General features: G+C 71.9%; 8 protein-coding genes. 7 read left to right on the plus strand and 1 reads right to left on the minus strand.

Annotated elements, in window-relative coordinates:
* The first annotated feature begins 36 nt into the window (after positions 1-36).
* The 5 genes from AC07FJ_RS28785 (at position 37) to AC07FJ_RS28805 (ending at position 8150) form a co-directional block, all read left to right on the plus strand.
* Entirely contained in the window at positions 37-1419 is a 1383-nt protein-coding gene (locus AC07FJ_RS28785) for a diaminobutyrate--2-oxoglutarate transaminase family protein (protein ID WP_479052175.1), read from the plus strand.
* 31 nt (positions 1420-1450) lie between these two features.
* Positions 1451-3439: an IucA/IucC family protein gene (locus AC07FJ_RS28790; RefSeq protein ID WP_479052176.1), complete on the plus strand. Its 1989-nt coding sequence runs from the start codon at positions 1451-1453 to the stop codon at positions 3437-3439.
* A gap of 38 nt (positions 3440-3477) precedes the next feature.
* A complete protein-coding gene (locus AC07FJ_RS28795; RefSeq protein ID WP_479052177.1) occupies positions 3478-4191 on the plus strand; it encodes a GNAT family N-acetyltransferase in 714 nt (237 codons plus the stop codon).
* A 73-nt stretch (positions 4192-4264) separates the two neighbouring features.
* Positions 4265-6121: an IucA/IucC family protein gene (locus AC07FJ_RS28800; RefSeq protein ID WP_479052178.1), complete on the plus strand. Its 1857-nt coding sequence runs from the start codon at positions 4265-4267 to the stop codon at positions 6119-6121.
* A 46-nt stretch (positions 6122-6167) separates the two neighbouring features.
* On the plus strand, positions 6168-8150 hold the full coding sequence (locus AC07FJ_RS28805; RefSeq protein ID WP_361426979.1) for an ATP-dependent DNA helicase: 1983 nt from the start codon (positions 6168-6170) through the stop codon (positions 8148-8150).
* 82 nt (positions 8151-8232) lie between these two features.
* Here the strand turns inward: AC07FJ_RS28805 and lexA are convergent, their stop codons facing one another.
* Positions 8233-9021, minus strand: a complete 789-nt coding sequence (gene lexA, locus AC07FJ_RS28810) for a transcriptional repressor LexA (protein ID WP_361426982.1) — start codon at positions 9019-9021, stop codon at positions 8233-8235.
* A 657-nt stretch (positions 9022-9678) separates the two neighbouring features.
* Between lexA and nrdR the strand changes: the two genes are divergently transcribed.
* Both nrdR and AC07FJ_RS28820 read left to right on the plus strand, forming a co-directional pair.
* On the plus strand, positions 9679-10191 hold the full coding sequence (gene nrdR, locus AC07FJ_RS28815; RefSeq protein ID WP_361426985.1) for a transcriptional regulator NrdR: 513 nt from the start codon (positions 9679-9681) through the stop codon (positions 10189-10191).
* 162 nt (positions 10192-10353) lie between these two features.
* Positions 10354-13245, plus strand: coding sequence for a vitamin B12-dependent ribonucleotide reductase (locus AC07FJ_RS28820; protein WP_479052179.1), 2892 nt, complete (start codon positions 10354-10356; stop codon positions 13243-13245).
* The last annotated feature ends 85 nt before the right edge of the window (positions 13246-13330 follow it).

Below are 13330 nucleotides of genomic sequence, written 5' to 3' on the forward strand. Positions count from 1 at the left end.
GGACAGATGACCGCTCCAGCCGGGAGGACCCGAAACGTGGCCGCGACCGAACCAACCACGGTGGCGCCGCCCGCCGCGCACGAAGGCATCCTGCGCCGTCAGTCGCTCCGCGAATCGGCGGCCCGCACCTACGCGCGCTCGCTGCCCATCGTGCCCGTACGCGCCAGAGGCCTGACGATCGAAGGGGCGGACGGGCGGCGGTACCTGGACTGCCTCTCCGGCGCCGGGACGCTGGCGCTCGGGCACAACCACCCGGTGGTCCTGGAGGCCATCAGGAAGGTCATCGACTCGGGCGCACCGCTGCACGTCCTCGACCTCGCCACCCCGGTCAAGGACGCCTTCACCACCGAGCTGTTCGCCACGCTGCCCCGCCAACTCGCCGACGACGCCCGGATCCAGTTCTGCGGCCCGGCCGGCACCGACGCCGTCGAGGCCGCGCTGAAACTGGTCCGCACGGCCACCGGACGCACCGGCCTCCTCGCCTTCACCGGCGCCTACCACGGCATGACGGCCGGCGCGCTGGAGGCCTCCGGCGGCGCCACCGACGTACGGGTCACCCGCCTGCCCTACCCGCACGACTACCGCTGCCCCTTCGGCGTCGGCGGCGAACGCGGCGCCGAGCTGTCCGCCCGCTGGGCGGAGAGCCTCCTCGACGACCCGAAGAGCGGCGTACCCGACCCGGCCGGAATGATCCTCGAACCGGTGCAGGGCGAAGGCGGCGTCATCCCCGCCCCCGACGACTGGCTGCGCCGCATGCGGCGGATCACCGCCGACCGGGCCATCCCGCTCATCGCGGACGAGGTGCAGACCGGTGTCGGCCGCACCGGAGCCTTCTGGGCCGTGGACCACAGCGGTGTCGTCCCCGATGTGATGGTCATGTCCAAGGCGATCGGCGGCTCCCTCCCCCTGGCGGTCATCGTCTACAGGTCGGCGCTCGACGTCTGGCAGCCCGGCGCCCACGCGGGAACGTTCCGCGGCAACCAGCTCGCCATGGCCGCCGGCGCCGCCACCCTCACCTTCGTACGCGAGAACCGGCTCGCCGAGCGCGCCGCGACCCTCGGCGCCCGTATGCTCGGCCGGCTCCAGGGCCTGGCCGCCCTGCACCCCTGCATCGGCGACGTACGCGGCCGGGGCCTGATGCTCGGCGTCGAACTCGTCGACCCGGACGCCGAAGGACCTCACGACGGAGCTCCGCCGCCCGCCCCGGCCCTGGCGGCCGCGGTCCAGCGCGCCTGCCTCGACCGCGGCCTCATCGTCGAACTCGGCGGCCGCCACAGCGCCGTCGTCCGCCTGCTGCCACCGCTCACCCTCACCGACGAGCAGGCCGCGGCGGTCCTCGACCGCTTCGCCGACGCCCTCACCGCCGCCGAACGCACCCGGCACCAGCCCCTCCCGAACGACACAGGACCGTCCCGCTGACCCCGAACACCCTCACCAGAAAGCACCCTCCGTGAACCCCACCCCCGCACCCGAAGCAGCCGACGCCGAGGGCCGCCCCACCGCCCCGCCCCCCGGCCCCGGCCCCCTGCCCCGAGGGCCTCGCGCGGACGAGTCGACGACGGTGCCGCGCCAGCAGCCGGGTGCGTACGCCGAGCGGCGCACCGCCACCGCCGCGATGGCCGAGGACCACCTCGACGACCCCGACGCGCACCGCGCGGCGGACGCGGCGACCACCGAGAACCTGCTGCGCTGCTGGGTACGGGAGAAGAACCTGGCCGCGCCCGCCGGGCCCACCCTGCGCATCCCCCTCGACGCCAGCGGCACCGCCCTGCTCGTACCCGTCCACTACTGGTCGGCCACCGGCTGGCACCGCTTCGGACCGCCCGCCCTCGAAGGCGCCCCGCGCAGCGCCCCACCCGCCGACGCCGTCACGGTCGCCGCCCTGCTCAGCCGCGAAACCCACCGTGCCGCCCCGGGCGGCGACCCGGGCCGTGCCCCGGGCGGCGAACCGGACCGCGAGGCGGACCGCCCGCCCTCCCGCGAGCCGGACCGCGTGCCCGCCCGCCCCGAAGGCGCCGACCTGGTGGCCCGGGTCGCCGACTCGGCCCGCCGCACCGCCGACTTCATCGCGCACCGGCGCCGCCGGCCCACCCCCGTATCCGCGTCCGACGCGTTCCTCGCCGGTGAGCAGTCGCTGGTGCTCGGCCACCCGCTCCACCCCACGCCCAAGAGCCGCGAGGGGCTCTCCGACGGTGAGGCCCGGCTCTACTCACCCGAGTCGTACGGCTCCTTCCCCCTGCACTGGATGGCCGTGGACCGCTCCGTCCTGGCCGCCGACTCCGCCTGGACCGAACAGGGCCGCCCCCTGCCCGCGGAACGGATCACCGCCCGCCTCGCCGCGGGCCTGCGACTCCCCGACGGCACCGTCGCGCTGCCCGTGCACCCCTGGCAGGCCCGCGACCTGCGCCACCGCCCGCAGGTCGCCGAGCTCCTGGCCGCCGGACTGCTGCGCGACCTGGGCCCGCACGGCACGCCCTGGTACCCCACCTCCTCCATCCGCACCGTCCACCAGCCGGGCGCCCCCGCCATGCTGAAGCTGTCGCTGGGCCTGCGCATCACCAACTCCCGCCGGGAGAACCTCCGCAAGGAGCTCCACCGGGGCGTCGAGGTCCACCGGCTGCTGCGCACCGGACTGGGCAAGCAGTGGCGGGCGGCACACCCCGGATTCGACATCGTCCGGGACCCGGCCTGGCTCGCGGTCGACGCCCCCTCCGGCGAGCCCGTCCCCGGACTGGACGTCATGATCCGCCACAACCCCTTCGGCCCCGGCGACGACGCCGTCTGCATCGCGAGCCTCACCGCTCCCCGCCCGTGGCCCGGCAGCACCCGCATGCGCTCCCGCCTCGCCGTGACCGTCTCCCGCCTCGCCGCCCGCACCGGCCGGCCCGCCGGAGCCGTCGCCGCCGAGTGGTTCCTGCGCTACCTCGACCACGTCGTACGCCCGGTGCTCTGGCTGGACGGCACGGCCGGTGTCGCCCTGGAGGCGCACCAGCAGAACACCCTGGTCGTCCTCGACGCCGACGGCTGGCCCACCGGCGGCCGCTACCGCGACAATCAGGGCTACTACTTCCGCGAGTCCCACCGCACGGCCCTGGAGCGCCGGTTGCCCGGTATCGGCGCCGAGAGCGACACCTTCGTCCCGGACGCCGTCACCGACGAGCGCTTCGCCTACTACCTCGGCATCAACAACGTCCTCGGCCTGATCGGCGCCTTCGGCGCCCAGCGCCTCGCCGACGAGCGCCTCCTCCTCGCCGCCTTCCGTCAGTTCCTCACCACCGCCACCGCCCTCGGGTCGCCGCTGCCGGGCCTGCTCCTCGAAAGCCCCACCCTGCGCTGCAAGGCCAACCTCCTCACCCGGCTCCACGGCCTGGACGAACTCGTCGGGCCGGTCGACACCCAGTCCGTCTACGTCACCGTCACCAACCCCCTCCACCCCTGACCCGACCGGCACCACCCATCCGCAGAGAGGAGCGCCCCATGCCTCCCACCGATGCGAGCACGGGCACGGAGGACACGCTGGACATGCGGCTGCCCGACGAGCTCATCGCCCTGTTGGCAGGAGAGGGGCCGATCCCCGGGGACCAGCTCGGCGGCGGGCCGCAGAACACCCTCGCCGACGGAGATCTCCTCGACGCGGTCGCCGGCTGGGGCGCGGCCGCCACGCCCGTCGGCGTCTTCCGGCTCGTACCCGTACGCATCCAGCGCGACCTGCCGCTGATCACCCGCTGGATGAACGACCCGGCGGTGGCCGCCTTCTGGGAACTCGCCGGCCCCGACGCCGTCACCGCCGCCCACCTGCGCGCCCAACTCGACGGCGACGGCCGCAGCGTGCCCTGCCTCGGCGTCCTGGACGACGTGCCGATGAGCTACTTCGAGCTCTACCGCGCCGACCTCGACCCGCTGGCCCGCCACTACCCCGCGCGCCCGCACGACACCGGCGTCCACCTCCTCATCGGCGGCGTCGCCGACCGCGGCCGCGGCCTGGGCACCACGCTCCTGAGGGCCGTCGCCGACCTCGTCCTCGACCACCGTCCCGGCTGCACCCGGGTCGTCGCGGAACCCGACCTGCGCAACACCCCGTCCGTCTCCGCCTTCATGAACGCCGGCTTCCGTTTCTGCGCGGAAGTCGACCTCCCGGACAAGAGAGCCGCCCTCATGATCCGCGACCGCGCCCTGAGACACCTCCTGTGAACGCTCCCCCTCTCCGCGCCCCCGCCTTACGTCCACCGTTCGACCCGCATCGGTCCCATCCCGAGGAGTCCACGTGCCGAAGTCCCCTGCCGTCCCCGACTCCGCGGATTCATCCGCCCCGGCACAGCACACCCAGCCGCCGACCAGCCGCCCGCCCGTCACCCCGCCCGAGCTGACCGCGCAGGCGTGGGACCACGCCTCGCGCCGCCTCCTCGCCAAGATGATCGGCGAGTTCGCCTACGAGGAGATCATCGAGCCCGCGCCCGACGGGCCACCCGTCACCGCCGGGGCACCGGCGGGCGCCCCGTACACCCTCCGGCTCGACGACGGCGCCCAGCTCACCTTCACCGCACGCCGCACCGCGTACGGCAGCTGGCGGGTCGCCCCCGACTCCCTCGCCTGCGACGGGCAGCCCTTCACGGATCCGCTCGCCTTCCTCGTCCGGGCCCGCGGCCTGCTCGCCATCGACGGCGCCACCCTCGGCCACCTCCTCCGGGAACTGACCACCACCCTCGCCGCCGACACCCGGCTCGACCACACCGCGCTCGGCGCCGACCGGCTCGCCGAGCTCGGCTACGCGGAGCTCGAAGGCCACCAGACCGGCCACCCGTGGATCGTCCTCAACAAGGGCCGCATCGGCTTCTCCGCGGACGACGCGGCCCACTGGGCGCCCGAAGCCCGCAGACCGGCCCGGCTCCCGTGGATCGCCGTCTCCACCGAGCTCGCCGCCTACCGGGGCGTCGCCGGACTCGGCACCCCCGAGCAGCTCTACGCCCGCGAGCTCGACCCGGATGTCCACGCCTCCTTCACCGCAGCGCTCCGCGCCCGCGGCCTCGACCCCGCCGTGTACCTCCTCCTTCCGGTCCACCCCTGGCAGTGGGACGAGGTGCTGCTCCCGCTCTACGCCCCCGCCATCGCCCGTGACCTCATCGTGCCCCTCGGCACCGACAACGACCTGCGGCTGCCGCAGCAGTCCATCCGCACCTTCCTCAACACCAGCCGCCCCGAGCGGCACACCGTCAAACTGCCGCTCTCCGTCCTCAACACCCTCGTCTGGCGCGGCCTGCCGACCGCGCGGACGCTCGCCGCCCCGGCCGTCACCGCCTGGGTCCACTCGCTGCGCGACAACGACCCGTTCCTGCGCGACGAGTGCGGCGTGATCCTGCAGGGCGAGGTCGCGTCCGTCACCGTCGAGCACCCCCTCTACGACCACCTGCCCGAGGTCCCGTACCAGTACAAGGAGCTCCTCGGCGCGATCTGGCGCGAACCCCTGCGGCTGCCGCCCGGCGAACGCGCCCGCACCCTGGCCTCCCTGCTGTACACCGACCCCGGCGGCCGCGCCTTCACCGCCGAGCTGGTGGCCCGCTCGGGACTCGCGCCCGGGATCTGGCTGCAGCGCCTCTTCGCCGCGCTGCTGCCGCCGCTGCTGCACTTCCTCCACCGCTACGGGACGGTGTTCTCCCCGCACGGCGAGAACGCCATCGTCGTCTTCGACGACCACGACGTGCCCGTACGGCTCGCGATCAAGGACTTCGTCGACGACATCAACGTCAGCGCCCGGCCCCTGCCGGAGCACGACACCATGCCCGACGACGTACGGGCCATCCTCCTCACCGAGGAGCCGGGGTTCCTCACCCAGTTCATCCACTCCGGTCTCTTCGTCGGCGTGTTCCGCTTCCTGGCACCGCTCTGCGAGGAACAACTCGGCGTCGCGGAGAACGACTTCTGGTCACTCGTACGGGCGGAGATCCTGCGTTACCAGGCCCGCTTCCCGGAGCTGAAGGACCGGTTCGAGCTCTTCGACCTCTTCACCCCGCGCATCGAGCGGCTCTGTCTCAACCGCAACCGGCTGCATCTGGACGGTTACCGCGACCGCCCGCAGCGCCCGCACGCGGCGATTCACGGCACCGTCCCCAACCCGCTGGCATGATCGCCGTGATCGGATTGTCAGTGCCGCACCGTAGGGTGGACGGGCTATGACGAAGCCATCCCTCCCCGACCTCCTCCACGCCGCCGTCACCGCCGTCGGCGGCGTGGAACGGCCAGGCCAGGTCACCATGGCCGAGGCCGTCGCCCAGGCCATCGACGACGGCTCCCACCTGCTCGTCCAGGCCGGCACCGGCACCGGTAAGTCCCTCGGCTACCTGGTGCCCGCCCTGGCGCACGGGGACCGCGTGGTCGTCGCCACCGCCACCCTGGCCCTCCAGCGGCAGCTGGTCGAGCGCGACCTGCCCCGGACGGTCGACGCGCTGCACCCGCAGCTGCGCCGCCGCCCGGACTTCGCGATGCTCAAGGGCCGCTCGAACTACCTGTGCCTGCACCGCCTCCACGAGGGCGTCCCGCAGGACGACGAAGAGGGTCTCTTCGACGCCTTTGAGACCGCGGCGCCCAGCAGCAAGCTCGGCAAGGACCTGCTCCGGCTGCGCGACTGGTCGGACGAGACGGAGACCGGCGACCGGGACGACCTGACGCCCGGCGTCTCGGACCGCGCCTGGGCCCAGGTGTCCGTGTCGTCCCGCGAGTGCCTGTCCGCGTCGAAGTGCGCGTACGGCGCCGAGTGCTTCGCCGAGGCCGCGCGCGAGCGCGCCAAACTCGCGGATGTCGTGGTCACCAACCACGCGCTGCTCGCCATCGACGCGATCGAGGGCGCGCCGGTGCTCCCGGAGCACGATGTGCTGATCGTCGACGAGGCCCATGAGCTGGTCTCCCGGGTCACCGGCGTCGCCACCGGCGAGCTCACCCCGGGCCAGGTCAACCGCGCGGTGCGGCGGGCCGCCAAGCTGGTCGACGAGAAGGCCGCCGATCAGCTCCAGACCGCCGCGGAGGGCTTCGAGCGGCTGATGGAGCTGGCCCTGCCGGGACGCCTGGAGGAGATCCCGGAGGACCTCGGGTACGCGCTGATGGCGCTGCGCGACGCCGCCAGGACCGTGATCTCGGCGCTGGGCTCCACGCGCGACAAGTCGGTGCAGGACGAGGACGCGGTGCGCAGGCAGGCGCTCGCCTCCGTCGAGACCGTGCACGACGTGGCCGAGCGGATCACCCAGGGCTCCGAGTACGACGTCGTCTGGTACGAGCGCCATGACCGGTTCGGCGCGTCCCTGCGCGTCGCTCCGCTCTCGGTGTCCGGGCTGCTGCGCGAGAAGCTGTTCGCCGACCGGTCCGTGGTCCTCACCTCCGCCACGCTCAAGCTGGGCGGGGACTTCAACGGGGTGGGGGCCTCGCTGGGCCTGGCCCCGGAGGGCACCCAGGGCGACGACGTCCCGGTCTGGAAGGGCATCGACGTCGGCTCGCCGTTCGACTATCCGAAGCAGGGCATCCTCTACGTCGCCCGGCACCTGGCCACTCCGGGCCGTGAGGGCAGCCGTACGGACATGATGGACGAGCTCGCCGAGCTGGTCGAGGCGGCCGGCGGCCGTACGCTCGGCCTGTTCTCGTCCATGCGCGCCGCCCAGGCCGCCGCCGAGGAGCTGCGGGGGAGGCTGGACAAGCCGATCCTGCTCCAGGGCGAGGACACCCTGGGCGAGCTGATCAAGAACTTCGCGGGTGACGCCGAGACGTGTCTGTTCGGCACGCTGTCGCTGTGGCAGGGCGTCGACGTGCCGGGTCCGAACTGCCAGCTGGTGGTGATGGACCGCATTCCGTTCCCGCGTCCGGACGACCCGCTGATGAGCGCGCGCCAGAAGGCGGTGGAGGAGGCCGGGGGCAATGGCTTCATGGCCGTCGCGGCGACGCACGCGGCCCTGCTGATGGCGCAGGGCGCGGGGCGCCTGGTCCGGGCCACGGGGGACCGGGGTGTCGTCGCCGTCCTGGATCCGCGCCTGGCCACCGCCCGGTACGGCAGCTATCTGCGGGCTTCCCTGCCCGACTTCTGGTACACGACGGACCGCAACCAGGTGCGCCGCTCGCTCGCCGCGATCGACGCGGCGGCGAAGGACGCGGCGAAGGCCCGGGAAGCGTAGATCCGGCGGGCGGGTGACATGAGAGGACCCCGGGACTGGCGCAGTGGGTCCCGGGGTCGGTCAGGGGTCGGCGGGGAAGGGGTCAGACCCGCCGCAGCACCGCTACCACCTTGCCGAGGATCGTAGCCTCGTCGCCCGGGATCGGCTGGTATGCCGCATTGTGCGGGAGCAGCCAGACGTGGCCGTCCTCGCGCTTGAAACGCTTCACGGTGGCCTCGCCGTCCAGCATGGCGGCCACGATGTCGCCGTTCTCCGCGACGGGCTGGCGGCGCACGGTCACCCAGTCGCCGTCGCAGATGGCGGCCTCGATCATCGAGTCGCCGACGACCTTCAGGACGAAGAGCTCTCCGTCGCCGACGAGCTGGCGGGGCAGGGGGAAGACGTCCTCGACCGACTCCTCCGCCAGGATGGGGCCACCGGCCGCGATCCGGCCGACCAGCGGGACGTAGGACGCGGCGGGCTTGCCGGTCGTGTCCGTCGGCTGGGTGCTGGGCTGGTCGGAGCCGCGGACCTCGTACGCCCTCGGCCGGTGGGGGTCACGGCGCAGGAATCCCTTGCGCTCCAGCGCCATCAGCTGGTGGGCGACGGAGGAGGTGCTGGAGAGCCCGACGGCCTGGCCGATCTCGCGCATGGACGGCGGGTAGCCGCGCCGCTGCACGGAGTCCCGGATCACCTCGATGACGCGGCGCTGCCGGTCCGTGAGTCCCGAGCTGTCCGCCCGGATGCCGGGAGGTCGCCCGGGGAGGGAACGCGTGGGGGGCTTGGCGCCCTCCGCGTTCGTCGTCGCTTCATTCATGGCGTGTACCGGCTCAAGTCGGCTCTGGGAGCGCTCTTGGGCGGTGATGGTGGCGCTGTCTGCGGTGGTGGTCACGTCGGCCCCTCTCGAATGTTCTCCCTAGCCGGACAACGGTAGTGGCTTTCGAAAGGTTGCGCCAAACACACGTTCGAGTGAAAAATCGCGGAATGGCTTACGTGTGCGTCTGACTAGGTGTATGTGCGACGCTTTCCGGACTTCCGGGGAGTCCTCGGGCGCGGTGGCAATTCGGGTCATTACGGTAGCCTCCGCCGCTGTCGCCCGGTGGGGCGGGGGGTGGCCGGAGGCCAGTCTGTCATCCGCCGCCCCCGCTTCGGAGGCGCCGCGCCCGTCCCGTAGGCTCGTCCCCGCCGTCGCGCTCCCCGCCCCGCCCCGTGCGCCGCGGGGGTGTGCCGTCCTCGGCCGCCGCGCCGGCGTTTCGCGTTCGTCCTCGCCCCCGTGGGGCTCCCGAGCCATGCCCGCGAACAGGTCCGGCGACCCCGGCGGCGCGCTGGCCTCGCACTACTGCGGAACGTGTCCGAACCGCGACACGCGGCTGGCGGTGCTTGGCCGCCCAGACCCTAGATCTAGTGGTTGTATGTCCTCGGCCGCCCAAGTGTTGTGGTCCCCCGGTCTTCCGGGGGTGGGGCGATCGCCTATGCTTATGGCTGCTTCGAGGGGCCCGACGGGCCTGACGAGGCTATTCAGTCGTGCTGTGAAGGAGGGTTGGGAGCCATGCACTGCCCCTTCTGCAGGCACCCCGACAGCCGTGTCGTCGACAGTCGCACCACCGACGACGGGACCTCCATCCGGCGCCGCCGCCAGTGCCCCGACTGCTCCCGCCGTTTCACCACGGTGGAGACGTGCTCGCTGATGGTGATCAAGCGCAGTGGGGTCACCGAGCCCTTCAGCCGTACCAAGGTCATCAACGGCGTACGGAAGGCATGCCAGGGGCGGCCCGTCACGGAGGACGCCCTCGCCCAGCTCGGCCAGCGGGTCGAGGAGGCGGTGCGCGCCACGGGCAGTGCGGAACTGACCACTCACGACGTCGGACTGGCCATACTCGGCCCGCTGCAGGAGCTCGACCTCGTCGCGTACCTGCGCTTCGCGTCCGTGTACCGGGCGTTCGACTCGCTCGAAGACTTCGAGGCGGCCATCACGGAGCTCCGTGATGGGCGGCCACCCGCGGAAGGGCGCGGGCCCGGTGTGACCCCAGAGGTCCCGGTGCCCGCGACCGCCGCCGACTGATCGAAGCCGTCCGGCGATCCCCAGTGATCGTCGGTGGTCGGCAGTGATCGGTAAAAGACCTGTCGCGAGCGCTGTGCGTGGCGTTCGGGACACCAGACACAAACTGTGCCTCGGGAAGATCTGGGCACTTCAGGGCGTTTTTGCCCACATATGGGAGGCGGCATGACAGAGACGACGAGCGGCCCGGCACGAGGCGCCCGCGCCAAGGGAGCCAAGGTGAACAAGGGCCTGCGTATCGAGCGCATCCACACGACCCCCGGCGTGCACCCGTACGACGAGGTGGTCTGGGAGCGTCGTGACGTCGTCATGACCAACTGGCGCGACGGCTCGGTCAATTTCGAGCAGCGTGGCGTCGAGTTCCCCGACTTCTGGTCGGTGAACGCGGTCAACATCGTCACCAGCAAGTACTTCCGCGGAGCCGTCGGCACCCCGCAGCGCGAGACCGGCCTCAAGCAGCTGATCGACCGCATCGTGAAGACGTACCGGAAGGCCGGTGAGGACTACAACTACTTCGCCACGCCCGCCGACGCCGAGATCTTCGAGCACGAGCTCGCCTACGCCCTCCTGCACCAGATCTTCAGCTTCAACTCCCCGGTGTGGTTCAACGTCGGCACGCCGCAGCCCCAGCAGGTCTCCGCCTGCTTCATCCTGTCCGTCGACGACTCCATGGAGTCGATCCTCGACTGGTACAAGGAAGAGGGCATGATCTTCAAGGGCGGCTCCGGCGCCGGCCTGAACCTCTCCCGTATCCGCTCCTCCAAGGAGCTCCTCTCCTCCGGCGGCAACGCCTCCGGCCCCGTCTCCTTCATGCGCGGCGCCGACGCCTCCGCCGGCACGATCAAGTCCGGTGGCGCCACCCGCCGCGCCGCCAAGATGGTCATCCTCGACGTCGACCACCCCGACATCGAGGACTTCATCGAGACCAAGGTGAAGGAAGAGGAGAAGATCCGCGCCCTGCGCGACGCGGGCTTCGACATGGACCTGGGCGGCGACGACATCACGTCCGTCCAGTACCAGAACGCCAACAACTCCGTCCGCGTGAACGACGCGTTCATGAAGGCCGTGGAGTCCGGCGACAAGTTCGGCCTGCGCGCCCGCATGACCGGCGAGGTCATCGAGGAGGTCGACGCCAAGGCGCTCTTCCGCAAGATGGCCGAGGCCGCCTGGGCCTGCGCCGACCCGGGCATCCAGTACGACGACACGATCAACCGCTGGCACACCTGCCCGGAGTCCGGCCGGATCAACGGCTCGAACCCCTGCAGCGAGTACATGCACCTGGACAACACCTCGTGCAACCTGGCCTCGCTGAACCTGATGAAGTTCCTCAAGGACGACGGCAAGGGCAACCAGTCCTTCGAGTCCGAGCGCTTCGCCAAGGTCGTCGAGCTCGTCATCACCGCGATGGACATCTCCATCTGCTTCGCCGACTTCCCGACCCAGAAGATCGGCGAGAACACCCGCGCCTTCCGCCAGCTGGGCATCGGGTACGCCAACCTCGGCGCCCTGCTGATGGCGACGGGCCACGCGTACGACTCCGACGGCGGCCGCGCGCTGGCCGGTGCCATCACCTCGCTGATGACGGCCACCTCCTACCGCCGCTCCGCCGAGCTGGCCGCGGTCGTCGGCCCGTACGACGGCTACGCGCTCAACGCCGAGCCGCACAAGCGCGTCATGAAGCAGCACTCCGACGCCAACGCCACGGCCGTCCGCATGGACGACCTGGACACGCCGATCTGGGCCGCGGCGACCGAGGCCTGGCAGGACGTCCTCCGCCTCGGCGAGAAGAACGGTTTCCGCAACTCCCAGGCGTCCGTCATCGCCCCGACCGGCACCATCGGCCTGGCGATGTCCTGCGACACCACCGGCCTCGAGCCCGACCTCGCCCTGGTCAAGTTCAAGAAGCTGGTCGGCGGCGGCTCGATGCAGATCGTCAACGGCACCGTCCCGCAGGCCCTGCGCCGCCTGGGCTACCAGGAGGAGCAGATCGAGGCGATCGTCGCCCACATCGCCGAGCACGGCAATGTGATCGACGCCCCCGGCCTCAAGCAGGAGCACTACGAGGTCTTCGACTGCGCCATGGGCGAGCGCTCCATCTCCGCGATGGGCCACGTCCGGATGATGGCCGCGATCCAGCCCTGGATCTCCGGCGCCCTGTCCAAGACGGTCAACCTGCCGGAGACGGCGACCGTCGAGGACGTCGAGGAGGTCTACTTCGAGGCGTGGAAGATGGGCGTCAAGGCGCTCGCGATCTACCGCGACAACTGCAAGGTCGGCCAGCCCCTCTCCGCCAAGAAGAAGGAGCAGGAGAAGACCGAGGTCACCGAGAAGGCCGAGGAGACGATCCGCGCCGCGGTCGAGAAGGTGGTCGAGTACCGCCCGGTCCGCAAGCGCCTCCCCAAGGGCCGTCCCGGCATCACCACCTCCTTCACGGTGGGCGGCGCCGAGGGCTACATGACCGCCAACTCCTACCCGGACGACGGTCTCGGTGAGGTCTTCCTGAAGATGTCCAAGCAGGGTTCGACGCTCGCGGGCATGATGGACGCCTTCTCCATCGCCGTCTCGGTGGGTCTGCAGTACGGCGTTCCGCTGGAGACGTACGTCTCGAAGTTCACCAACATGCGCTTCGAGCCGGCCGGCATGACGGACGACCCGGACGTGCGGATGGCGCAGTCGATCGTCGACTACATCTTCCGCCGCCTGGCGCTGGACTTCCTGCCCTTCGAGACCCGCTCGGCGCTCGGCATCCACTCGGCCGAGGAGCGCCAGCGCCACCTGGAGACCGGCTCGTACGAGCCGGCGGACGACGAGGTGGACGTCGAGGGCCTCGCCCAGTCCGCCCCGCGCCAGCAGGAGGCGCCGAAGACGGTGGCCGCCACCGCCACGAAGGCGGAGGTCCCGGCTCCGAAGCAGGCGCACACCTCGGCGGAGCTCGTCGAGATGCAGCTGGGCATCAGCGCGGACGCCCCGCTCTGCTTCTCCTGCGGTACGAAGATGCAGCGGGCCGGCTCCTGCTACATCTGCGAGGGCTGCGGCTCCACCAGCGGCTGCAGCTGAACCAGGGCATGACCTGAGGGAGGGAGGGGCGCCGGCCGTGGGCCGGTGCCCCTCCCTCCCGCTTCGTCAGGACGGCCGGGTCAGG

It is taken from the genome of Streptomyces sp. NPDC045998 (assembly GCF_056430285.1).